The organism is Acinetobacter sp. WCHA45, from assembly GCF_002165255.2.
Lineage (GTDB): Bacteria > Pseudomonadota > Gammaproteobacteria > Pseudomonadales > Moraxellaceae > Acinetobacter.
Window position 1 is genome coordinate 166,659 of sequence record NZ_CP028560.1, and the last position, 23,512, is coordinate 190,170.

Here is a 23,512-nt window from a genome sequence, read left to right on the forward strand (position 1 = left end):
CCTAAGTAGAAATGTCCTACCTAATAACCAAATAGAAATGTCCTATATGGACAATTCCAAGTCAAGCACAGGATTTAGATTTCGTTCTTTGATTGCTATTTTCTGTGCACGTCTGCTTGGCATCTTTTGAGAACGATTGCGTTTGTTTTGTTGTTCCAGTTCTTCATGCTGTTGTTGGATATGATTCAGAACAGCACCCAACCGTTTATTCTCAACAATCTCTCGCTGATTCAGCTGACTTAATTTATCGAAGAGGCTGTAATTGATCTTTCGGCCATCATGCATGAGGGCTACAGTACCATCCGGGTATTCCAGGAACTCAAGATACTTACCGATCAACCTTTGATTTTCTTCGGTGTTTTCCAGGAGATATACGCATTTATCATAAGTAATCGTCAGGCTATTCGTGACTCTGCGGGGTTCACGCCAAGTAAAAATATCATCTAATTCTTCGGCTGTTTCAGTGATAGGCCGATGTAGATCCTTAGGATTAAAAGCCATCTTGGCGAACTTCTGATTGAACTGCTCAATGAAGCAGGGTAGCCAGGCATTAGCTTGCTCAATCGAGCTGATACCTTCCAGACGCATCTCCTTGATCAGACGGTCCTGAAGGGTTCTGTTGGCACGTTCCACACGGCCTTTGGCCTGTGGTGAATTGGCGAAGATGATATCGATATTCAGGGTACTGAGTACGCGTCCAAACTGGGTAATCTTGGTGTCTTTCTTGCTGCTTTGATTCACCCTGAAGACTGAATGTTTGTCGCTGTAAAATGCCAACGGCTTACCATGCTGCTCAACATACAAGCGTGTTGAAATCATATAATCAAAGGCTGATTCTGATTCACAGAAGCGTAAATGCTGCAATTTTCCTGTAGCATCATCGATAAACACCAGCAGACAGCATTTAGCAGCGCGTCCTTCAAACCAGTCATGATATGAGCCATCAATTTGGATCAGTTCACCAAAGCAATCCCGGTTGTAACGAGGCTGATACGGGCGTTTCAGGCGCTTGGATCGAGGAATCCATAAGTCAGCTGCAATCATCCAGGAACGCAGGGTTTCTACTGAAAGATCGAATCCATGTACGGTGGTGAGCTTTTCATGCGCTAAAGTGGGTCCGAAACCATGGAGTTGGTCAGAAACAATATTGAGGCACTTGAGTCTGAGTTCTTCAGGAAGTTTGGAATTGCTGATTTGGCCACGACCGGCATGGGCTAATGCAGCGGGACCTTGAGCTTTGTATTTCTGCAGTAAGCGTCTGATCTGACGTTCTGAAATATGAAGTAGCTGAGCAGCCTGGGATTGAGTTATGCGTTGATCACAGATTTCTTGCAAGACCGACAATCGTTTAAGTTCTTTATCCGACATAGACACCAACATATCAAACCGTCCGCTAACGAAATTGCAAAAGTGCATATTCTAAAAGCGGACATTTTTACTTTGGAGAAACCGGACATTTCTATTTTGGAGTTACACTCTCTGTTTCGCATAACAGCCATTATGTTAAATAGCATGCAATATTGGATACCATACTGAAATAAGTAAAACAGTACCTAATACTCGATTAAAGAGCACCATATGATGAGCTGTAGAAAGTATTTTTTTTGTGATTTTTCCTAAATAAGCCCAAATAAATAAACAAGGTAGAGAAATCAGCATAAAGATGAATGAAAATAGAATGAGTGACTGATAGTAGTTAGCTAGTTGTGCTGTATAAACAGTAATAACAGCAATAGCCATCAACCAGCTTTTAGGGTTGATAAACTGTAAAAAGAAGCCTGTAAAAAAACCATTTTTCTTATTTTGATTTTGGATTTTAGATTCTAGATCAGGTCTATAATTAAAAATTTTCCATCCAATATAGCTTAACCAAATGCCGCCAGTGAAACTTAATATTAATTGAATCTTGGGGTATTCATTGAGTGTTGTACCAATTCCAAGTCCTGTAATTAAGACTAATGATGCAGCACCAATACTTCCACCGAAGATTAAGCCTAATGTTTTTTTCTTTGTACACGACAAAAAAAGATAACTCATTGAAATAATGGCATAATACTTGTTTTCTGACGACGAATATGATGACACATTTCAATGAGTTACATCTCATCTTAAACAAATATCTAAAGTGGAACAAGTCACATGCAAAATGTTTTACACTGATTATGCTTGCATTAATTGTAAAACAGACATGTAATCTTTCTTCTGCATCTAAAGCCTTACCCATCAAGTGCTTACCACAATCATTTTATCGACGTATACAACGCTTCTTTGCAGATCAGTATTTCGATTATCGTCAAATTTCTCAGTTAATTTTCAATATATTTTCATTCGATAAAGTCCAATTAACTTTGGATAGAACCAACTGGAAATGGGGAAAACGAGATATCAATATCTTGATGTTAGCCATCGTCTATCGTGGAATAGCGATACCTATTGTTTGGACATTGCTCAATAAACGTGGCAATTCAGATACAAAAGAGCGTATTGCTTTGATTCAACGCTTTATCTCCATTTTTGGTAAAGATCGTATTGTGAATGTGTTCGCAGACAGAGAATTTATCGGTGAGAAATGGTTTACATGGTTAATTGAAAATGACATTCACTTCTGTATACGTGTTAAAAAAACTTTATTGTGACCAATCACTTAGCCAAGAATCATAAAATTAGTGATTTATTTCGTCATCTTCAAGTTGGTCAAACAGAATGTCGTAAACGACGTATTTGGGTTGGTCGAGTGAAACTGTATATTAGTGCGCTACGATTAGAAGATGGAGAACTTTTACTTGTTGTTTCTCCTATGTTTAATGCTTCTGCTATTCGTGATTATGCATTACGCTGGGAAATCGAAACCTTATTTAGTTGTCTCAAAGGACGTGGATTCAATCTTGAAAATACTCGTTTAACAGACCCTAGACGAGTTAAGAAATTGATAGCAGTGCTAGCTATCGGTTTCTGTTGGTGCTATTTAACAGGTGAATGGCAACATGATCGAAAAAAAGCGATAAAAATAAAGAAGCATGGACGACTTTCAATAAGTTTATTTCGCTACGGTTTGGACTATGTTCAAATGGTTATTCTACGTTTGATTGGTTTTGGAAAAAAAGAAGAATTTAAGAAAGTGCTCGCAATTTTAAGAAAGAAAAAGCCTGATAGAACAAGGGCCCTATGAAATTTGTCGTGTACAGAGTGTTTTTTTAATACTAAATTGATGACTTGTACTAAGAATAAGGAAATTGGTTGGTCCAGGAGTAATTGATGCAACAAAAGAAAAGGCACAAAAAGCTAAAATCGTTTCCAAAATAAAATCCAAAAATTAATAAACTATTTGGCTAGTTTGATAAATATCTTCAAGATATATCTAGAACATTTGTGCACGCTTTTTGATATTGATTCAATGTTATGCCATAACAACGTTTAAACCATCGACCTAGATGACTTTGATCAGAAAAACAAAGATATGAAGCAACAGTTGTTGCTGATAATCCTTTTCTTAACAATTCTTTTGCCTTATTTAAACGGAGTTGGATCAGATATTGATGTGGAGAACAGTTAAAGTTTTTTTTAAATACACGGTTAATATAAAAACGATCTGTTTTCACCAATGTTGAGAGTGTTTGTAAGTCTAAATCATGAAAGAGACTTTCATGTAAAATTTCTTTTAGCTTTAATGCAATATTAGGTAATGTCTGGATAGACTTTTCACGTTTATATAAAATTTTTTTATTTACTAAGTTTTCTAATAAAAGATCTAAATACGTATCTTTCATCAATTGAGATTCATTGTTATTCAATATATTGTAGGTTGAAAGTATCAAATGTGAAAGTTGAGGATCAGAACGTAGGGTTGATTCGATAGCAAGTTCGATAGGCTCATTAAATATTCCTTCATAGCTTTTTTTTAACCATGCTGGATCTAAATGCATCATTTTATAAGTGAAGCCGAGAGGATCTGGTGCATTACCATCATGAACTTCTTCAGGTTCAAGCATGAAAGTTTGACCTTGATAGCTATCAATAATTTTTTTTCTACAATTGAATTGTTGATGTCCTAACTCTGTTACCCCTATAAGATAACTTGAGTGTAGATGAGGATCGTATGCAAAGCCTTTGAAGTGGGCATGAATTAGTTCTATACCTGTAGACTTATCCTGTGTGACATTGACCCAATTGCTCATATTTACTTAATTAGTCCTAATGGATTTAGCTTATCAAAAATTATCTAATGAAGAAATTCTAAAATTAACATAATACACCTTATACAAAATGCCCTTGTAAGCCCTTAATCAAGGGCATTTTTAGTCTCTACTTAACATAAAATTTTGGTGGTGCTTCAAAAAGTATGCTGCCTTTAAATGAAGCCATTATTGATGTAAAAGAAAAGAAGGCTAAATCAAAAGCTTTAAAATGGTTTTCAAGCTTTTTTGAAAAATTACAGCTTCTTCTGAAACTACGCCTAATTCTATGCCTTATTTTGCAATTATTGCCTTCAATACCTACAGTAAAAAATTTACCAATACTTTGCTTACCATTTTTAAAAGCAGTGATGAAACTGTCCCAATGATCACTTGCAATTCGGGTGTAGTGAATATCTAATTGTTTAAGCTTTGTCTTCAATTGTTAGACTGTAGCTAAATCTCGTTTACCCCAAACATAAGCAACAATTTCACCTGTTTCTCGATGATAGGCGTAAATAAGCCATTGTTTATTCTTTTTATTTCCAACAAAATTCCAGAACTCATCTACTTCGAGAGATTCATAATGACTTTGCTGAGGCTGAATTTCATAGGTTGATTCAGTTAAAGTACGTAAAACTTTACCGATACTGATGCGCTCAACTTCAGCAATATCTCGTATACCGCTGCCTCTGACCATCAACTGTAATATTTTACGAGTAATACCTGACTTACATCCTAGATAGCTCAGTGCATGATCACCAATAAACTGACGTTTACAGTCTTTGCACTGATAGTTTTGTTTCCCATCTACTTTGATACCATTTTTCTTTATACTATCACTGAGGCAGGTTGGACATTTGATTGCTAGAGTTATTTGCATTTCTCTATTTTATCAAAATCCAATCGGCTTTTTCTTCAGCATACTTTTTGAAACACTACCAAAAATAGATTAACCTCAAACTTCTAATTCTTATAAATAATGAAAAACACCCAACTTATCTAGCACATCTAAAGACAATTGTTTACGTAGAGCAATATCATCACCAGCTTTCATTTGCATATTTAAAGCAAATGCCACCACTTGCCCATCTGCCTTTTCAACAAAACCCACATACCAACCCACTTGCGGGTCTACAGCCATTCCCCAGCCACTTTTAGCATATAGACGATTCTCCCCTCTGCGCTCTACATACAACATCTCTTTCACTTGTTGCTGAACTTCAGGTTTAAAAGGCAATTGCCCTTGGGCTAAATCATACACAAACTTTACTTCTTGTATAGGTGTAATTGTCAAAGGCCCTTTCAACCAAAATTGATCAACTTCCGTGCCTATTTGCATATTGCCATAACCAATACGTTGCAATTCACTTTGCATTAAGCTTGGACCAATACGACGTGCCAATTCTTGATATACAGGCACTGTAGATGCTTGCATGGCTTCGCCCAAAGTAAAATCTTTGTCCCATGCTTTAAAAAAACGTGGCTTTCCATCCCACTTAAATATTTCTGTAGATGTTGCTTTATGATTTTCTAAACCAATTAGTGCATTGGCAATTTTAAATGTAGATGCAGGAATATAAGCTGTTTTTGCTCGGTCTAAATGCGTGCCATATTTTTTAATATTTTGACCATCATATGTGACAAACACAGCATCAGCTGAGATTTCATTAAAAAGCGCTTGAACATTCTGATCGATGATTGAGTTATTCACTTGTGGAATTGTACTTGTTTTTGCTCGACTCATACTATGCTCAGCACAAGCCCCAATACTTATGCTTAAGCAAACTAAACTCAATATTTTTAATAATTTCATGATATACAACTTTAAAATTTGGTAGTGTTTCAAAAAGTATGCTGAAGAAAAAGCCGATTGGATTTTGATAAAATAGAGAAATGCAAATAACTCTAGCAATCAAATGTCCAACCTGCCTCAGTGATAGTATAAAGAAAAATGGTATCAAAGTAGATGGGAAACAAAACTATCAGTGCAAAGACTGTAAACGTCAGTTTATTGGTGATCATGCACTGAGCTATCTAGGATGTAAGTCAGGTATTACTCGTAAAATATTACAGTTGATGGTCAGAGGCAGCGGTATACGAGATATTGCTGAAGTTGAGCGCATCAGTATCGGTAAAGTTTTACGTACTTTAACTGAATCAACCTATGAAATTCAGCCTCAGCAAAGTCATTATGAATCTCTCGAAGTAGATGAGTTCTGGAATTTTGTTGGAAATAAAAAGAATAAACAATGGCTTATTTTTGTTCAAAAGTCATATTTTACCTCGGAGAAACCGGACATTTTTATTGGTGAGAATATAGACACTTTAAATGGGTTCTAACACTCTCTGTGGTGTTATTCCTAAGTAGAAATGTCCTACCTAATAACCAAATAGAAATGTCCTATATGGACAATTCCAAGTCAAGCACAGGATTTAGATTTCGTTCTTTGATTGCTATTTTCTGTGCACGTCTGCTTGGCATCTTTTGAGAACGATTGCGTTTGTTTTGTTGTTCCAGTTCTTCATGCTGTTGTTGGATATGATTCAGAACAGCACCCAACCGTTTATTCTCAACAATCTCTCGCTGATTCAGCTGACTTAATTTATCGAAGAGGCTGTAATTGATCTTTCGGCCATCATGCATGAGGGCTACAGTACCATCCGGGTATTCCAGGAACTCAAGATACTTACCGATCAACCTTTGATTTTCTTCGGTGTTTTCCAGGAGATATACGCATTTATCATAAGTAATCGTCAGGCTATTCGTGACTCTGCGGGGTTCACGCCAAGTAAAAATATCATCTAATTCTTCGGCTGTTTCAGTGATAGGCCGATGTAGATCCTTAGGATTAAAAGCCATCTTGGCGAACTTCTGATTGAACTGCTCAATGAAGCAGGGTAGCCAGGCATTAGCTTGCTCAATCGAGCTGATACCTTCCAGACGCATCTCCTTGATCAGACGGTCCTGAAGGGTTCTGTTGGCACGTTCCACACGGCCTTTGGCCTGTGGTGAATTGGCGAAGATGATATCGATATTCAGGGTACTGAGTACGCGTCCAAACTGGGTAATCTTGGTGTCTTTCTTGCTGCTTTGATTCACCCTGAAGACTGAATGTTTGTCGCTGTAAAATGCCAACGGCTTACCATGCTGCTCAACATACAAGCGTGTTGAAATCATATAATCAAAGGCTGATTCTGATTCACAGAAGCGTAAATGCTGCAATTTTCCTGTAGCATCATCGATAAACACCAGCAGACAGCATTTAGCAGCGCGTCCTTCAAACCAGTCATGATATGAGCCATCAATTTGGATCAGTTCACCAAAGCAATCCCGGTTGTAACGAGGCTGATACGGGCGTTTCAGGCGCTTGGATCGAGGAATCCATAAGTCAGCTGCAATCATCCAGGAACGCAGGGTTTCTACTGAAAGATCGAATCCATGTACGGTGGTGAGCTTTTCATGCGCTAAAGTGGGTCCGAAACCATGGAGTTGGTCAGAAACAATATTGAGGCACTTGAGTCTGAGTTCTTCAGGAAGTTTGGAATTGCTGATTTGGCCACGACCGGCATGGGCTAATGCAGCGGGACCTTGAGCTTTGTATTTCTGCAGTAAGCGTCTGATCTGACGTTCTGAAATATGAAGTAGCTGAGCAGCCTGGGATTGAGTTATGCGTTGATCACAGATTTCTTGCAAGACCGACAATCGTTTAAGTTCTTTATCCGACATAGACACCAACATATCAAACCGTCCGCTAACGAAATTGCAAAAGTGCATATTCTAAAAGCGGACATTTTTACTTTGGAGAAACCGGACATTTCTATTTTGGAGTTACATGTGGATTTCGTATAAGAGATTTTATGTTAAATAGATTTATTTAGTTTTAAATAAAGAAAAGCCCACCAAAGGTGGGCTTTTCAAATTTTTTGTCTATAACGAAGGATCACTAGAACTTAATAAATTACTGATTTATTAAGGGAAGACGATCACAACAGACTCTCTATCTATTAGTATATACCAATATTTAATGAATGCAAAATTAGTTTAATGAAAGAATTAGCATCAACTTTAACGTCATTCACACCATTTTTAACAAGTGTGAGATTAGCTCCTTACCAATTAACTTTTGATATAACTAATGATCATGAGCTAATGGGGGCATATTTATGGAGTCAACAGGGAGCAAGTGCCCTATACCCACTTTTTCATTTTGTAGAAATCTTCATAAGAAATGCGATTGATAAAGAGGCTAAACGAAGATTCGGAGAATTTTGGTGGGATAAAATTAGCTATAATAACACTCAACATGCTTGTAAATGTTTCATTGAAAATATTGATAATGCTAAAGAAAAACTAGAAAGAGATTGGCGAAAAGCTGAGAAAAAGCGGCAAGGATTGAAGAGAGGAGAACGTTTGATTGATCCATGCCCTGAATTTTCTCATGATCAAATTATTGCTGCTACAGAGTTTTCAACATGGACATTTATATTAACTAATGGGTTCATGAAACCTAAGTATTTGACCGATACTAATAAAGAGTACTTATGGCCACAATCTCTAGGTAAAGTATTCAAACATTTTAATACTTTAGATTCCTCTCCGCATAAAGCTCTAAAGATTTTGCATGATAATTTAACGGATATTCGTAACTATAGAAATAGGGTTTTTCATCATGAGCCTATTTGGATTAAAGGTGATACTCAAAAACTAAATTCAATAAGAGCAATTGAAACTATTCGTCATAAAATCAATAAGATGGAAGAATTTATTAAAGTAATAAATTCAAATATTTATCAGAATTTATATGAAACTAATATTTTTAATAATGCTCGAAGGGTATGTTCAAAACAAGAATTAGAAATTTATCAAGGAAAGGCTAAGACCAATGTTCTGAAAGATGGGGAGGATGTGATTCTACAAAGATCTATAATTACCACAGCTCAATTGGAAACAATATGTATTGATATTGGAAATCAGCTATTTAGTTTTTCAAGAATGTTTTGACCAAAATTCCCAGAAAAATTATCTAAAATTAATATCTTTTTATAAAATAGAAGGAAAAGTTTATGCCTAATACTGAAAGAGGTTATGTTTATATCCTTAGAGATAGACTGAACAATAATGAAATTAAGGTAGGGCTATCGAAGGACCCAATTAGTCGTATAAAACAACTGCACAATACCTCTACGGCTCTTCCAATGTACTTATATTACGTATGGGAAGTACAAGATATGAGATATGCAGAAAAAATTGCTCATGACTCTCTAAGTGATCATAGAATCAATAATCGTAGAGAATTCTTTGAAATCCTAACAATACCTGACTGTATATCACTAAATATTAGTGAATATGAGCGGTATAACTACGATGCTAGTTGTATGTATTTAGATGCTTTAATTAATGCGATAGAAGATAATTTTTCAATGATGCAAATAGCTTTTAGACCATGCTATGAGCTACTCCAAGACTAATTTTTGGGAACATCTAATGCATTTACCAAGCAAATCTTTCCAGAATATTCGTTTACTTCAAACACTGATTAAGTACTCAGACTCTAATGGTAATATCGATACTAAAAACAATGAAATGTGGAAAGATTTAAACAAAATTTTTCCTAATACGAATTTACTTGATCGGAGGTTATATGAGTTAGATAGGGAAGGAATTATTTATTATGAGGAGATAGGAGAAGATGGCTTTGCACCAATTGTTTTAGCTGGGATAAAAGACGAAACGCATTTATTTTTAACACAACTTATTGAAAAAACTGAAATTGAAGTAATCAACATAGAATAAATGATCAAAGACTTGTTAACTTTTGATCCAGAATTATTAACACAGAATATTGAAAAAGCCCAAAAAGATTTAAATCATGCGAAAAATCAAGCATTAAGTAATGAAATTTTAAAGCCAATCCTCAAGCCAATTGAGCAAATTGAAAATCAATTCAAAAGTGTAGCTGCTGTCAGTAAAATTTATGATGACGTTTATAAGAATATTAGTAAGCGTCCGCTGAATCCCATACCTATTTTTTAATTCGATTTAGGTTTCCAGCAGTGCGGCAGCAATTCTTCAATTTGGGTCACTTTGTGTGTCGGTAACCTTTTCAGCACATCACTTAAATAGGCATACGGATCCAAGCCATTCAGCTTTGCTGACTGGATTAAAGTCATGATGTTTGCCGCTCGCTGACCACTGCGCAGCGAACCTGCAAACAGCCAGTTCTTGCGTCCCAACGCCCAGGGACGCATCTGATTGTCGGGTAGTCAGACGCAGTTACCTACGTCCAACCCCCTAAGAACCGTGCATGCGAGTTTCCCAGCACACGGCTCAAGCCTCTGCTAAGGCGCCATTCGGCACCCGGTTATACATCGTTGACATTGGCAAACTGAACACTCCTCGGACAATACAGATGGTAAATCTCAAGATTAGCAACAGCATCCGTTCCACCATGACTTAGCTTCACAATATGACGGCTGTGCCATGGTGTATCTTTGGTGACTGGTTTAAGACAGGCGCAGCAGCGACCACCTTGTTTTAGCCACACCCGATACAGCTTGGCTCGCCCCTTTGCGGAGACCAGCATTCTTTTACCCCATCGGGATTCGAAGTACTCATCCCATGCGGGGTCATGAGGGTTAGCAGCAGCCTTGATCTTGATATGTCGCACAATTGGCGTGTCCGAGGCAGACACTAATGTGTATTGTCGCTTCCGACCATCAGCGGACTGTTCATCACATGAGAACACCCATCGACGCGCTCCTTGTACTTTGAAATACCGATCTTTGACCCATCGGAGTGTCTTGCGAGGGTGGCGACGTACAGCCCATCGCCAGAGCATTTCCCACACTGCGTTGTCTACCTGGTTGAAAACCTTCTTGGCAACGACATGACTATGATAGTTGGCCCAACCCCTTAGAATCGGGTTGAGCAAACCGATCAAAGTGGCCTGTCGTGTCGCTTTGTTTGCATTGATTAATGCTCGCAGCTTGTCAAGATGAGCGCTGATGTTTGCCTTTGACGGCTTGATCAGTAGCTTGCCGTTGTACTTACGTACGTTCCAGCCAAGAAAATCGAACCCGTTCCCTATGTGCGTGATTTTGGTCTTTTCCTGAGAGAGCACGAGACCGCGCTCCGCCAGAAATTCAACCACGGCAGGGCGAACTTCATTTTCGAGCCACTCTTTAGAATACCCCGTGATGATGAAATCATCCGCATACCGTACCAGTTGCAGCTTTTTGCCTGTCCATTTGGCGTTAGGGAACCTCTTCGCCAGCATCGTTTCCAGTCCGTCCAAGGTCATGTTGGCCAACACCGGGGAGATAATACCTCCTTGCGGTGTTCCGGAAAGACTGGGAAACAGCTTGCTTTGGTAGACGTAACCGGCTTTGAGCCATTTCCGTAGAATCACCTTGTCCATTGGGAGGTTGGCGATCATCCAGTCATGGCTGATATTGTCGAAACAGCCTTGAATGTCACCCTCTAGCACCCACTCCGCACTTACTTTTCTTGACAGCACACCAAAGCACTGTGCTGCAGCATCCGCGGTTGAGCGTTGTGGTCTGAATCCATAAGAGTTCCGATCAGCGGTGGTCTCCGCGATGGGTTCCAAAGCCAGCAGATGGAGCGCCTGCATGGCCCGGCATTTCATCGTGGGTATCCCGAGAGGTCTCATCTTGCCATTTTTCTTCGGAATAAGGACTCTCCGAAGCGGAAGGGGCGTGTAACCTCGCCTCTTCAACGACATCATCGCACCGGTCTTGGCCTTGGGTGTATTCCAAGTCACCTTGTCGACCCCAGCCGTGTTTTTGCCTTTGTTTTCAGACACTCGTTTTACGGCCAATGCTTTGCCACTAAACGAGTGAGTCAGCAGCCATTGCAGAGCTTTCGCCTTGTTATACCTGCCGTCTTGTACCGCCTTCACAATACGCGCTTGCAGCCCTCTGACATGACGCTGTACAGCAATCCAATCGATGCTGTCCCACGATGTGCTGGAAGGCGCACACGCTGATACTGCTGCGTTCATTTGCTCTCCCTCCATTAAAAGGGTTCTACACACTCTCTTGTGATGAGAGACCATAAGGACGTCAGCCCGCTTTCGCGTGAGGTAATGTTTCAACCTCTATCCAACCCATTACAGACTGGCATTCGCTTTTTCCTCGTTCCTTCGCCCGCATCACCATGGGCAGTTTTTGCAAACTGCTTTCCCAATGGGGGTAATACGGGATTTCCACGTTCCGCTTACTGAAGTACATCGGCTTAGGTGCCTGCTATCGACCGGGAGGCGTATGGGTCACGAATGCGTAGTAGAAAGACGCGATTCCCACCTCCATTACCGTTTTGGTTCGAGCGTATTAGCCATTTCCGCTCGTTCAATTTAACGATCGTTGCGCAGATTCACATGTGTTCACCATACCGATTATCTAGCCCTTGTCCGGCTATGGCTGCCAGAAGAGTACGCCTCTCACGATTGATACCCCGCACCTTACGGTGCCTCGTTACATTGTCGAAGGCGCTCTTTATTCAGCCTTCTAGATTCACCCGGTGACACGGGTGGTTCCCGCAGGGGGAACAACTTCATTAAGCGACTTCGTGTCGCACCTCTACCCAATTGTTGCATATCGGTAGATTGCCATCATCCAGATAGCGGCTTAAAGCTGGCCAACGCTTCAGAGTGTAATTGATGGCCTTGGCGGTGGGAGAACTCGATGGCACTGTCAGATGATGTTGGTTGAGCCATTCATATAGTTGTTGCATCACTGGTTGACTATGCTGTTGTCGGTATTCGCGGCGGTCTTCCGCTGTACCATCGGTCTTTTTCCTGAGCTCTGCTTCTATCGCATACAGTTTCTGAATCAGCACTAATGCCTGTTCAGCGACCTGACTTTTCCCAGTTACATGCAGTTCATGGAATTTACGACGTGCATGCGCCATGCAGCCCACCTCAATGACATCGCCTGATTTAAAGCGTGCTTTATAACCACTGTAATCATCACAGACTAGATAGCCCTGCCAGCCTTTCAAGAACTCTTCAGCATGCTGGCCTGAACGACTATCCTGAAAGTCATAGATCACCGCCTGAACTGGATTGTACTGTGTAGTGGCATAGGCCCAGACATAACCTTTCTTCGGTTTTTTATTATTCTCACCCATCCGCATGATGGTGACCGGTGTTTCATCTGCATGCAGCACCTGCTGTTGTAGTACCACCTCTTTTAAGGCATTGGCCAGAGGTTCCAGTTCTACACCGCAGCGACCTATCCAGTCAGATAAAGTTGATCTAGAAAGTTCGATTCCCGCCCGCTGATAGATCAGACATTGACGGTACAGCGGCAAATGATCGGCATACTTCGATACCAGCACATGGCTGAGCAATTCAGGTGAAGCAATGCCTTTATCAATCACATAGGCGGGCATCGCTTGCTGAGTCAGAGTGTCACACTGATCACAGACCCATTTACCACGCACATGCTGTTCCTTATAGAACTGTGCCGGTCTGAAATGCAGTTTTTCACTGACATCTTCGCCGATACGACGGAGTTGGCAGCCACAAGCACATTGGGTTGATGCAGGTTCATGCTCAATACGGATGGTGTGTAGATGATCTGGCAGTGGTCGACGTTTAGGTTTGTTGACTGTTGCTTTGTGTGTCGCTGCATTGGTTTTATCTGCATTTAGCCGTTCCAGTTCTAGATCAACCGCGGCAATATCTTCTTCAACCGCTTCATCCCACAGATGGATTTGTTTTGCCGTTAAGTGTTCATTCTTTTGGGCGAATTTGTGCTTTTTAAACAGCGCCAGTTCATGCTCGTATTTTTGATTGAGAATAGAAAGATGTTGAACTTTGGCATCCAATTGTTGGTTTGATTGTGCTAGAGACTGATGCTGCAGCGCCAACTGCCTGGTGAATTCCAGCAGTTGTTCATGGGTCAGTTGGCTTAAGTCAGGCAGCGTATTCATGACCGCAGTATGCCTGAGGTCATGACGCAGAGGAAATAGAACGTTTGGAGAATAGCAGAATGGAACAGCCTGGTTTAAAGCATCGTCACCACCTGCTGTCGTCCAATGCGCTGCCAGGGCAAACCTTGGATTAATGCCTGTAACTGTTCCGGGCTGAGGGCCACGGTTTCACCTTGGTGAACTTGAGCCCAGTGAAATTTGCCCTGTTCCAGCCGCCGGGCACACAGCCAGATGCCCAATCCATCATGTACCAGCACTTTCATGCGATGGCCACGTTTATTACAGAACAGGTAAGTACAATGCGGTTTGATGTAGCCAAAGGCTCTCACCACCTGAGCCATGACAGTATCCATCCCTGCTCGCATATCCAGAGGTTGGGTAGAAAGCCAGATTTCATCGATACGGATCATGTTGCCAGCACCTTGAGTAATTCTGCCAAGGCAGGTATTTCTGATACTTGCCATTTCAAGCCAATTTCTGCTTTTGAGTGGGGTAAAGTAATTTGAACTTTTAACATGTCAGTAGGAGTAGGATCTAATGGTGCAGAGCAAGATAAGGCAATAAATGCAGGTTTATTCGGTAGTGGTGAGCGATCATTCCCTGGCTTAGCATCAATTAAGCGAATCCATTTGGATACAAGATTTGTATTCAATCCATGTTGCAAAGCGACCGAAGCAATTGAAACGTCCGGTGCTTTACAAGCCTGAACGATCTGCTGTTTAAATTCAGCACTGTATGTTCTTCGTTTTTTCGCAAGAGATGCGATGGATGTCTGATTATTTGTAGTCATAAATTTAAGTCCCCACTTGTTTCTAAGTGGGGACTAAATTAAGGCTTATAGGATGAATTCAGAAGGTGTGTTCAGCGGACGCTTACGTTTATTTAGAAAAAATAATTTAACTTGATGCAATATAAAAAAATCTAATTTGCAAACAAGACGTATTGAGTAAAAATATAAGTAATTGAATATTAATGATAAAATATGTGAGGGTATGGCAGATTAGTAAGAAAACTATAATATTTGTGTTCAGATATTAGAAATTAAAAATAAAATAATTATAAAAATCAAAGGCTTATTTTTTTTACTCTATTTAGGAAACTCCGGAATTAAGTCGACCACTTACCCAAGTTACGCCTTAAATTTGGCTCAATTAGGGGCGCTTTGCATTTCAAATCTTTGTGCAACAAAGCCAATTTAAACTAATTCTAACTGTTCGGCTTCTTCTGTAACTTCAATATCTTCAGCAGCAGAATTTTCAAATTCATCATTTAACCAACGCTGTAATAAACTACGCATTCTTGAGCTTGGTACATAAATATTGATTGGGTTACCTTCACGAATAGCAGAACGCCATATCCATTGGACCATCTCAGATAGAGCGAATACATCTTCCTTAACAGGGAATCCCTTCATAGCTGAAGCTTTAACAACCATTGGATTTGGATATAGGTTCATCAAGTAAGCTAAGTTGGTTTTGTCTTTGTATTCGTTAGTTGCCTTTGTATTGAAGGCTAACCATTCTTCTTTATAGCGTGATCCAGCAATTGCTGAATGTGCTTCTTTAAATGAAGTCCAAAGGGCACTGTTGCAAATAACCACGAATGGTAAGCTGAAGACTGTTTTAGCTAAAGGTGCAGCATATGAATCCTTTCCATGGTCGGCATTTTCAGGGCGAAATCATTCTTTGGGCTGTGCGCTGGTATTGTAAATATGGCATTAGCTATCGTGAACTGCAGGAAATGCTCGCTGAACGTGGAGTGAATGTTGATCACACCACAATTTATCGCTGGGTTCAGCGTTATGCTCCAGAAATGGAAAAACGTTTACGTTGGTATTGGCGTAATCCTACAGATCGACATTTATGGCATCTGGATGAAACTTACGTAAAAGTGAATGGCAAATGGGCATATCTATACCGTGCAGTTGACCAACGTGGCCATACTCTTGATTTCTATCTTTCTGCTAGACGAAATACCCATTCAGCTTATTGTTTTCTTGGTAAGATTTTGAATCATGTCAAAAAATGGCAGATTCCACGAGTCATAAACACTGATAAGGCTCATACCTATGGCCGTGCTTTGTCGCGACTAAAACAGGAAGGAAAGTGTCCTGAAGACCTGGACCATCGACAGATTAAATACAAGAATAACGTGATTGAATGTGATCATGGCAAGCTCAAACGGATCATCAAGGCTACGTTGGGATTCAAGTCTATGAAAACGGCTTATGCCACAATTAAAGGAATTGAGGTTATGCGTGCTCTACGCAAAGGACAAGCTTCATTATTTTATAACGGTAATATTCTAGGAGAAGTTTGGCTAGTAAATAGAGTTTTCGGTCTCTAAGCTTTTTTGAAGGGAAAATCATTGACTCAGATCCCTATTTGCAACAGTGCCGTCAAAACAGCAAGTATGCAGTCTTGACCAGGCATCTAGGGGTCGTCTCAGAATTCGGAAAATAAAGCACGCTAAGGCGTAGTCACCCCGTGACTCCCCCGCGCCGATGCAGCGAGCTTCGTTCCGTCTTGCAGTGACGCAATCAGCGGGCAGGAAACGTTCCCTTTCCGCGCATGGCAGGCGCACACCAGTTCAGACAGCACGGCCTCCATGCGTGCCAAGTCGGCCATCTTCTCGCGCACATCCTTGAGCTTGTGCTCGGCCAGGCCGCTGGCTTCCTCGCAATGGGTGCCATCCTCCAGCCGCAGTAGCTCGGCGATTTCGTCCAGGCTAAAGCCCAGCCGCTGGGCCGATTTCACGAACCGCACTCGTGTTACATCCGCCTCGCCATAGCGGCGAATGCTGCCATAGGGCTTGTCTGGCTCCGGCAGCAGGCCCTTGCGCTGGTAGAACCGGATGGTCTCCACATTGACCCCGGCCGCCTTGGCAAAAACGCCAATGGTCAGATTCTCAAAATTAATTTGCATATCGCTTGACTCCGTACATAACTACGGAAGTAAGCTTAAGCTATCCAAACCAAATTTGAAAGGACAAGCGTATGTCTGAACCACAAAACGGGCGCGGCGCGCTCTTCGCCGGTGGGCTGGCCGCCATTCTTGCGTCGGCCTGCTGCCTGGGGCCGCTGGTTTTGATCGCCTTGGGGTTCAGCGGGGCATGGATCGGCAACCTGACGGTATTGGAGCCGTATCGGCCGATCTTCATCGGCGCGGCGCTGGTTGCACTGTTCTTTGCCTGGCGGCGCATCGTCCGACCGACCGCAGCCTGCAAGCCGGGCGAGGTGTGCGCGATTCCGCAAGTGCGCACCACCTACAAGCTCATTTTCTGGTTCGTCGCCGTGTTGGTCTTGGTCGCGCTTGGTTTTCCCTACGTCATGCCATTTTTCTACTAATCAGGAGTTCATCATGAAAAAGCTGTTTGCCTCCCTCGCTCTCGCCGCTTTCGTTGCCCCCGTGTTCGCCGCCACTCAGACCGTCACGCTGTCCGTGCCTGGCATGACCTGCGCCTCTTGCCCGATCACTGTCAAGCACGCGCTTTCCAAGGTTGAGGGCGTGAGCAAGACCGACGTAAGTTTCGACAAGCGCCAGGCCGTCGTCACCTTCGACGATGCCAAGACCAACGTCCAGAAGTTGACCAAGGCGACCGAGGACGCGGGCTATCCGTCCAGCCTCAAACGCTGATCCGTTAACCGAACTCGGGAGCGACACATGGGACTCATCACGCGCATCGCTGGCAAAACCGGCGCGCTCGGCAGCGTCGTTTCCGCGATGGGCTGCGCCGCCTGTTTTCCTGCCATCGCCAGCTTTGGCGCGGCCATCGGACTGGGCTTCTTGAGCCAGTACGAGGGGCTATTCATTGGCATCCTGCTGCCGATGTTCGCCGGCATCACGTTACTCGCCAATGCTATCGCTTGGCTCAATCATCGACAGTGGCGACGCACGGCGCTCGGCACGATAGGCCCGATCTTGGTGCTGGCAGCGGTGTTTTTAATGCGGGCTTACGGCTGGCAGAGCGGTGGACTGCTCTATGTCGGCCTGGCCTTGATGGTTGGGGTGTCGGTCTGGGATTTCATCTCGCCAGCACATCGCCGCTGCGGGCCGGACAGCTGTGAATTGCCAGAACAACGTGGCTGACGGCAACAGCCGTAGCCACCACAGAAAAGGAAAAATACATGACCACCCTGAAAATCACCGGGATGACCTGCGACTCGTGCGCGGCTCACGTCAAGGAAGCCTTGGAGAAAGTGCCCGGCGTGCAATCGGCGCTGGTGTCCTATCCGAAGGGCACAGCGCAACTCGCCATTGAGGCGGGCACGTCATCGGATGCGCTGACTACCGCCGTGGCCGGACTGGGCTACGAGGCAACGCTTGCCGATGCGCCACCGACGGACAACCGCGCCGGCCTGCTCGACAAGATGCGCGGCTGGATAGGGGCCGCTGATAAGCCCAGTGGCAACGAACGCCCGTTGCAGGTCGTCGTCATTGGTAGCGGTGGCGCGGCAATGGCGGCAGCACTGAAGGCCGTCGAGCAAGGCGCGCACGTCTCGCTGATCGAGCGCGGCACCATCGGCGGCACCTGCGTCAACGTCGGCTGCGTGCCGTCCAAGATCATGATTCGCGCCGCCCACATCGCCCATTTACGTCGGGAAAGTCCGTTCGACGGCGGTATCGCGGCGACTGTGCCTGCGATTGACCGCAGCAAACTACTGGCCCAGCAGCAGGCGCGCGTCGAAGAACTGCGCCATGCCAAGTACGAAGGCATTCTGGACGGCAACCCGGCCATCACCGTTGTACATGGTGAGGCGCGTTTCAAGGATGAGCAGAGCCTGGTCGTCCGTTTAAACGATGGTGGCGAGCGCGTGGTAGCTTTCGACCGCTGCTTAGTCGCCACGGGTGCCAGCCCGGCCGTGCCGCCGATTCCGGGCCTGAAAGAGTCACCCTACTGGACTTCGACCGAGGCCCTGGTCAGCGACACCCTTCCCGAACGCCTAGCCGTGATCGGCTCGTCGGTGGTCGCGCTGGAACTGGCGCAAGCCTTCGCCCGGCTGGGCAGCCAGGTCACGATCCTAGCTCGCAACACGCTGTTCTTCCGCGACGACCCGGCCATCGGCGAGGCCGTTACAGCCGCGTTCCGTGCCGAAGGGATCAAGGTATTGGAACACACGCAAGCCAGCCAGGTCGCGCATGTGGACGGCGAATTCGTGCTGACCACCGGGTACGGTGAAATACGCGCCGACCAGCTGCTGGTCGCCACTGGCAGGGCACCGAACACGCGCAGCCTGGCATTGGAAGCGGCGGGAGTCGCTGCCAATGCGCAGGGGGCCATCGTCATCGACAAGGGCATGCGCACCAGTACGCCACACATTTATGCGGCTGGCGACTGCACCGACCAGCCTCAGTTCGTCTATGTGGCGGCAGCGGCCGGCACCCGTGCTGCGATCAACATGACTGGCGGCGATGCGGCCCTGGACCTGACCTCAATGCCGGCCGTGGTATTCACCGACCCGCAGGTCGCCACCGTGGGCTACAGCGAGGCGGAAGCACATCACGACGGGATCGAGACCGACAGTCGCACCTTGACCTTGGACAACGTGCCGCGTGCGCTTGCCAACTTCGACACACGCGGCTTCATCAAGCTGGTCATCGAGGAAGGTAGCGGACGGCTCATCGGCGTGCAAGCGGTGGCCCCGGAAGCGGGTGAACTGATCCAGACGGCGGTGCTCGCCATTCGCAACCGTATGACCGTGCAGGAACTGGCCGACCAATTGTTCCCCTACCTGACCATGGTCGAAGGGCTGAAGCTCGCGGCGCAGACCTTCAGCAAGGACGTGAAGCAGCTTTCGTGCTGCGCCGGATGAGGAAAAGGAGGTGTTCAATGAGCGCCTACACAGTGTCCCGGCTGGCCCTTGATGCCGGGGTGAGCGTGCATATCGTGCGCGACTACCTGCTGCGCGGATTGCTACGGCCGGTCGCGTGCACCACGGGCGGCTACGGCTTGTTCGATGACACCGCGTTGCAACGGCTGCGCTTTGTACGGGCTGCCTTCGAAGCGGGTATCGGCCTGGACGCACTGGCGCGGCTGTGCCGGGCGCTGGATGCTGCGGACGGTGACGGTGCGTCTGCGCAGCTTGCCGTGTTGCGGCAACTCGTCGAGCGTCGGCGCGAGGCCCTGGCCAGCCTCGAAATGCAACTGGCCGCCATGCCAACCGAACCGGCACAGCACGCGGAGAGTCTGCCATGAACAGCCCAGAGCACTTGCCGTCTGAGACGCACAAACCGATCACCGGCTACTTGTGGGGCGCGCTGGCCGTGCTCACCTGTCCCTGCCATTTGCCGATTCTCGCCATTGTGCTAGCCGGCACGACGGCCGGCGCGTTCATCGGGGAGCACTGGGGTATTGCAGCCCTCACGCTGACCGGCTTGTTTGTCCTGTCTGTGACGCGGCTGCTGCGGGCCTTCAAGGGAAGATCATGACCGCTTCCCAGCCAGCCGAGAGTGGGCAGCTTTGAGCTTCGCTACCAATCTGGAGGAGTACCACCATGAACGCAAACGCCCCGAACACTGCCAGTTGCACCACCTGCTGCGTATGCTGCAAAGAAATTCCGCTCGATGCCGCCTTCACCCCGGAAGGCGCGGAATACGTCGAACATTTCTGCGGGCTGGATTGCTATGAACGCTTCCAGGCACGCGCCAAGGCCGCGACAGAATCTGACATTGCGCCTGTCCCTGGCGGTTCGCAGCCGTCAGATTGAAGCATGGTCTATTAATACATTTATTATTAGATCACTCTGCTAAAAATTTTAGTTAGACCACCTAAGCAATTTAAGTTTAATAAGTTTAATAAGTTTAATAAGTTTAATAAGTTTAATAAGTTTAATAAGTTTAACTGCTATAAAGTGGTATTGTTCACTAGTACACTCATTTATGAAGGATTAAAGGTAACCATCCGATAAAGCACCCAACACATCCCTCGCTTCAGTAGCTTTGCAGTAAGTACTAAATTCAAATCCCGTATGTAGATATATTCGCCTTTTGGATGGAGAACAAGCTCTGCACCACCAAAGCCCACATTTATTACATTGCCTTACCCTGCAACGTTTAATCCATCCATTACAGCAATACTACCCGTTCACATTACTTTATCTCGGCTGATAATCAGCGTAGTAACTTTAGCCAATCTCGCTGCAATTTCCATGTCAGGAATTTGTCCACTTATTCCAATGATGATGAGAACTGCAGCATTGACTTAGATCGCCAGTGCTCAGTACTGGCCATCATGTAGCTTTTATCGCTTTAGCGCCTTAACTTATTTAAGTGGCGTAACTTGCATAACTTATGCATCCTATTTAAGTGATGTAAGTTATAGTATTCCGTGTCAGGAATCTGTCTACTTATCAGCGTCCGCGGAACTGCAGGATTTCTGGCTTTGTTGTTCGCAACGAGGGCTAACTCTGGAGTTCCGTATAAGGCATAATCAATAACGACGCCTGATGCGAACATAGCGATTGGGCTGAAACGGAAGGTATCAGGAGCAATCGCTTTGGCAGAATTCCCCAAGGTGCTCACAATAAGATTCACATTGATGAAATCTGGCTTTCTACTCAGCCCATGGATATGCGAGCAGTTACTTATACTGCTCTTTCTCATGTCCTAAAAGCCTTTGACCATGTCAAATCGCAACATTGAGGTTATCTTGTTTTGGAATAAGCGTGGTCATTGTATGAAAGTGTTGATACATGATGGACTGGGTATTCAAAGCTCTACGGTTGAAACAAGCAACATTTCACTGGACTCAAACTCATCATAGTGAAACAATTACAAGCATTGATTCAGAGTTTCGCTTGATAAAGAATTTGACAATGTGCATCAAACATCATGACATCAATTCAGTCAGCCAAGCTGAATAGCCTAGATCCGTGTCTGTGCAGAAAAGGACGCCTTCATATAAAATAACTCAAATAGATAAATTACCACCACACTGCTAGAGCCTGAGCTGAATTTAAAAATATCTATAGGGTTCACCGGGGACTTACAGTAAATTTAACTTGGATAAAAAATATCCCCCTTAAAAAAGTGGGATATTTTTAATTTATTTATTTATTTAATATTTCTTTTAATTCATCTGCACTATATGTCGATAAATTTTCTATAGCTGCTCGAACAATACTTGAACGATTTATTCTTGCATTTTGCCCTTTTACAACCAGCTCATCAATTAGTTTACTAATATCTTCATTGAGAGAAAAAGTGTAACGAATAAATTTTTTTTCACTTGATTCTAAAGCCTTTACCCTCTTTTCTGCACCAGATATAAATGCATCTAACATTTTATCTTGTTCAGTAGGTTCAGGTTTTTTGTTTAGCCCAGTTAAACCAGCCATAGTTATACTCCTAAAAACTCTCTTGCAATACTTTCAATTTCAGCTTTCGCTTTAGGATCACTATTTACTTCAAAAACCGAAAGCCCATTTTCATCTGCATCATCATAAACATTTCGATTTGTTGTGATTGAATTCAATGCATCAATACCAAATGATTTGCATGCCTCTTTTGCATCTAAAATTCTTTGAACTTGAGAAGGAAGAGTTGGACACTGAGTAATAATTGCTCTAGCTTTCAGATTTGGATTTACTGTCTTTGCTAATTTTAAAACTTGTTCCATATGATCTAAAGTTTTTAGATCTCTTCGTTTGGGTCTAAACGGCAATAACATATGTGTAGCTATAGTCATTGCTGAACGTAATGCTTCAGAATCCTGTCCACCTGCATCAATGATAATATCTTGGTATCTTTTATCTAAATCTTTTAAAACTGAACGTATATTCCCTGATGCTTGTACTGATGGAATATTATTTAATTCATCGTTTTCATCTCTTTCTTTGACCCAATCTGTTGTTGTTCCTTGAGGGTCAGCATCTAATAAGAGGACGTCTCTTTGACTTTGTTGTAAGTAAACTGCAAGATTTTGAGCTAAACAGCTTTTACCAGCACCGCCTTTTTCACCACCAACTAAGATAATCATAATTTATGTAAGTTACGTAAGTTTGTTTGTGTATAATTTAACGGTGATTTATGAAGTAATCAACTATCATGAAAAAAAAAATTAAAAAAAAGTTATCCACAAAAGAATGGTCTTTTTGAATTTATATATATTTATTTAAATTTATTATTTATATCTCTGCTCAAAGCTTGACTAGCAAAGGGATACAGGAAGTATATGTTGACAAATTCCTACCAATAAGTTGACTTTTTCCTGTTTCTGAGTTGACATATTCCTACCAATAAGTTGACTTTTTCCTGTTTCTAAGTTGACAAATTCTGTGCATAAGTTGACAAATTCTTTTATTAAAAATACTTTCATTTGTGGACGTTAAGTAGTATTGTCAATATATCTATTTATAACATTTTCCTTAATATATCTCCCT

25 protein-coding genes and 5 pseudogenes are annotated in these 23,512 nt (G+C 43.4%); 14 read left to right on the plus strand and 16 right to left on the minus strand.

Annotation, left to right across the window (positions count from 1 at the left end; all coding sequences use genetic code 11):
- Positions 1-42: 42 nt before the first annotated feature.
- Positions 43-1,368 (minus strand): ISNCY family transposase, encoded by a 1,326-nt coding sequence (locus tag CDG55_RS01005; protein ID WP_001280601.1) that lies wholly within the window; start codon positions 1,366-1,368, stop codon positions 43-45.
- A 135-nt stretch (positions 1,369-1,503) separates the two neighbouring features.
- Entirely contained in the window at positions 1,504-2,037 is a 534-nt protein-coding gene (locus tag CDG55_RS01015; RefSeq protein ID WP_228252551.1) for a LysE family translocator, read from the minus strand.
- Between the two features lie 41 nt (positions 2,038-2,078).
- Here CDG55_RS01015 and CDG55_RS01020 point away from each other — a divergent pair.
- A protein-coding gene (locus CDG55_RS01020) for an IS4-like element ISAba33 family transposase (RefSeq protein WP_108565324.1) occupies positions 2,079-3,169 on the plus strand; the annotation gives its coding sequence in 2 pieces (ribosomal slippage) (positions 2,079-2,619 and positions 2,619-3,169; 1,092 coding nt in all).
- Positions 3,170-3,184: 15 nt separating this feature from the next.
- Here the strand turns inward: CDG55_RS01020 and CDG55_RS15430 are convergent.
- The 4 genes and pseudogenes from CDG55_RS15430 to CDG55_RS01040 form a co-directional block, all read right to left on the minus strand.
- Positions 3,185-3,298, minus strand: a pseudogene (locus CDG55_RS15430) (LysE family translocator); the annotation flags it as partial.
- Between the two features lie 49 nt (positions 3,299-3,347).
- Complete coding sequence (locus CDG55_RS01030) at positions 3,348-4,175, minus strand: AraC family transcriptional regulator (protein ID WP_000073658.1); 828 nt, start codon at positions 4,173-4,175, stop codon at positions 3,348-3,350.
- A 173-nt stretch (positions 4,176-4,348) separates the two neighbouring features.
- Positions 4,349-5,055, minus strand: a pseudogene (locus tag CDG55_RS01035) (IS1 family transposase).
- 90 nt (positions 5,056-5,145) lie between these two features.
- The gene (locus CDG55_RS01040) at positions 5,146-5,988 is read right to left on the minus strand and encodes a carbapenem-hydrolyzing class D beta-lactamase OXA-58 (protein ID WP_002002480.1); all 843 of its coding nucleotides are present in this window, start codon (positions 5,986-5,988) and stop codon (positions 5,146-5,148) included.
- Between the two features lie 80 nt (positions 5,989-6,068).
- Here CDG55_RS01040 and CDG55_RS01045 point away from each other — a divergent pair.
- Positions 6,069-6,437 (plus strand): annotated as a pseudogene (locus CDG55_RS01045) (IS1-like element ISAba3 family transposase); the annotation flags it as partial.
- Positions 6,438-6,576: 139 nt separating this feature from the next.
- Here CDG55_RS01045 and CDG55_RS01050 read toward each other — a convergent pair.
- Positions 6,577-7,902, minus strand: coding sequence for an ISNCY family transposase (locus CDG55_RS01050; RefSeq protein WP_001280601.1), 1,326 nt, complete (start codon positions 7,900-7,902; stop codon positions 6,577-6,579).
- Positions 7,903-8,220: 318 nt separating this feature from the next.
- On the opposite strand from CDG55_RS01050, the gene CDG55_RS01060 reads away from it, so the two are divergent.
- The 4 genes from CDG55_RS01060 to CDG55_RS01075 all read left to right on the plus strand — a co-directional run bounded on the left by CDG55_RS01060 (position 8,221) and on the right by CDG55_RS01075 (position 10,209).
- Positions 8,221-9,177, plus strand: a complete 957-nt coding sequence (locus CDG55_RS01060) for an Abi family protein (protein WP_087537486.1) — start codon at positions 8,221-8,223, stop codon at positions 9,175-9,177.
- A 62-nt stretch (positions 9,178-9,239) separates the two neighbouring features.
- Positions 9,240-9,644: a GIY-YIG nuclease family protein gene (locus tag CDG55_RS01065; RefSeq protein WP_087537485.1), complete on the plus strand. Its 405-nt coding sequence runs from the start codon at positions 9,240-9,242 to the stop codon at positions 9,642-9,644.
- Positions 9,645-9,660: 16 nt separating this feature from the next.
- The gene (locus CDG55_RS01070) at positions 9,661-9,969 is read left to right on the plus strand and encodes a hypothetical protein (RefSeq protein WP_087537484.1); all 309 of its coding nucleotides are present in this window, start codon (positions 9,661-9,663) and stop codon (positions 9,967-9,969) included.
- Positions 9,970-9,981: 12 nt separating this feature from the next.
- Positions 9,982-10,209 (plus strand): hypothetical protein, encoded by a 228-nt coding sequence (locus CDG55_RS01075; RefSeq protein WP_162620819.1) that lies wholly within the window; start codon positions 9,982-9,984, stop codon positions 10,207-10,209.
- Here the strand turns inward: CDG55_RS01075 and CDG55_RS01080 are convergent.
- The 6 genes and pseudogenes from CDG55_RS01080 to CDG55_RS01105 all read right to left on the minus strand — a co-directional run.
- Positions 10,206-10,433, minus strand: a pseudogene (locus tag CDG55_RS01080) (transposase domain-containing protein); the annotation flags it as partial. The gene CDG55_RS01075 and the pseudogene CDG55_RS01080 overlap by 4 nt on opposite strands.
- Positions 10,434-10,537: 104 nt before the next feature.
- Positions 10,538-12,199 (minus strand): group II intron reverse transcriptase/maturase, encoded by a 1,662-nt coding sequence (gene ltrA / locus CDG55_RS01085; RefSeq protein WP_087537482.1) that lies wholly within the window; start codon positions 12,197-12,199, stop codon positions 10,538-10,540.
- Between the two features lie 575 nt (positions 12,200-12,774).
- Positions 12,775-14,133, minus strand: a pseudogene (locus tag CDG55_RS01090) (IS66-like element ISAba25 family transposase); the annotation flags it as partial.
- A 74-nt stretch (positions 14,134-14,207) separates the two neighbouring features.
- Complete coding sequence (tnpB, locus tag CDG55_RS01095; RefSeq protein WP_162620820.1) at positions 14,208-14,543, minus strand: IS66 family insertion sequence element accessory protein TnpB; 336 nt, start codon at positions 14,541-14,543, stop codon at positions 14,208-14,210.
- The gene (gene tnpA / locus CDG55_RS01100; protein WP_087537480.1) at positions 14,540-14,923 is read right to left on the minus strand and encodes an IS66-like element accessory protein TnpA; all 384 of its coding nucleotides are present in this window, start codon (positions 14,921-14,923) and stop codon (positions 14,540-14,542) included. Before tnpA ends, tnpB begins: the two co-directional genes overlap by 4 nt.
- 405 nt (positions 14,924-15,328) lie before the next feature.
- A complete protein-coding gene (locus tag CDG55_RS01105) occupies positions 15,329-15,733 on the minus strand; it encodes a hypothetical protein (RefSeq protein WP_228252552.1) in 405 nt (134 codons plus the stop codon).
- 41 nt (positions 15,734-15,774) lie between these two features.
- Here CDG55_RS01105 and CDG55_RS01110 point away from each other — a divergent pair, with 41 nt between their 5' ends.
- Positions 15,775-16,479 carry an IS6-like element IS1007 family transposase gene (locus tag CDG55_RS01110; RefSeq protein ID WP_001067793.1) on the plus strand — a complete coding sequence of 235 codons (705 nt, stop codon included), beginning with the start codon at positions 15,775-15,777 and terminating at the stop codon, positions 16,477-16,479.
- A 122-nt stretch (positions 16,480-16,601) separates the two neighbouring features.
- Here CDG55_RS01110 and merR read toward each other — a convergent pair whose 3' ends face one another.
- Complete coding sequence (merR, locus tag CDG55_RS01115; protein WP_001166628.1) at positions 16,602-17,057, minus strand: Hg(II)-responsive transcriptional regulator; 456 nt, start codon at positions 17,055-17,057, stop codon at positions 16,602-16,604.
- Between the two features lie 71 nt (positions 17,058-17,128).
- Between merR and merT the strand changes: the two genes are divergently transcribed.
- The 7 genes from merT to CDG55_RS01155 all read left to right on the plus strand — a co-directional run bounded on the left by merT (position 17,129) and on the right by CDG55_RS01155 (position 20,839).
- A complete protein-coding gene (merT, locus tag CDG55_RS01120) occupies positions 17,129-17,479 on the plus strand; it encodes a mercuric ion transporter MerT (RefSeq protein ID WP_001294659.1) in 351 nt (116 codons plus the stop codon).
- A gap of 13 nt (positions 17,480-17,492) precedes the next feature.
- On the plus strand, positions 17,493-17,768 hold the full coding sequence (gene merP, locus CDG55_RS01125; RefSeq protein WP_004178136.1) for a mercury resistance system periplasmic binding protein MerP: 276 nt from the start codon (positions 17,493-17,495) through the stop codon (positions 17,766-17,768).
- Positions 17,769-17,795: 27 nt separating this feature from the next.
- Positions 17,796-18,221 carry an organomercurial transporter MerC gene (merC, locus tag CDG55_RS01130; RefSeq protein ID WP_000522997.1) on the plus strand — a complete coding sequence of 142 codons (426 nt, stop codon included), beginning with the start codon at positions 17,796-17,798 and terminating at the stop codon, positions 18,219-18,221.
- A gap of 38 nt (positions 18,222-18,259) precedes the next feature.
- Positions 18,260-19,945 carry a mercury(II) reductase gene (merA, locus tag CDG55_RS01135; RefSeq protein ID WP_000209293.1) on the plus strand — a complete coding sequence of 562 codons (1,686 nt, stop codon included), beginning with the start codon at positions 18,260-18,262 and terminating at the stop codon, positions 19,943-19,945.
- 17 nt (positions 19,946-19,962) lie between these two features.
- Entirely contained in the window at positions 19,963-20,328 is a 366-nt protein-coding gene (merD, locus tag CDG55_RS01140; protein ID WP_001277463.1) for a mercury resistance co-regulator MerD, read from the plus strand.
- Complete coding sequence (gene merE / locus CDG55_RS01145) at positions 20,325-20,561, plus strand: broad-spectrum mercury transporter MerE (protein ID WP_001087807.1); 237 nt, start codon at positions 20,325-20,327, stop codon at positions 20,559-20,561. Before merD ends, merE begins: the two co-directional genes overlap by 4 nt.
- 65 nt (positions 20,562-20,626) lie before the next feature.
- The gene (locus CDG55_RS01155; RefSeq protein ID WP_000993245.1) at positions 20,627-20,839 is read left to right on the plus strand and encodes a DUF3330 domain-containing protein; all 213 of its coding nucleotides are present in this window, start codon (positions 20,627-20,629) and stop codon (positions 20,837-20,839) included.
- A 1,341-nt stretch (positions 20,840-22,180) separates the two neighbouring features.
- Here the strand turns inward: CDG55_RS01155 and CDG55_RS01165 are convergent.
- Together CDG55_RS01165 and CDG55_RS01170 are read right to left on the minus strand one after the other, a co-directional pair.
- Entirely contained in the window at positions 22,181-22,468 is a 288-nt protein-coding gene (locus CDG55_RS01165; protein ID WP_000908082.1) for a hypothetical protein, read from the minus strand.
- Positions 22,469-22,470: 2 nt separating this feature from the next.
- Positions 22,471-23,109, minus strand: coding sequence for an AAA family ATPase (locus CDG55_RS01170; protein WP_000585007.1), 639 nt, complete (start codon positions 23,107-23,109; stop codon positions 22,471-22,473).
- Positions 23,110-23,512: the final 403 nt, after the last annotated feature.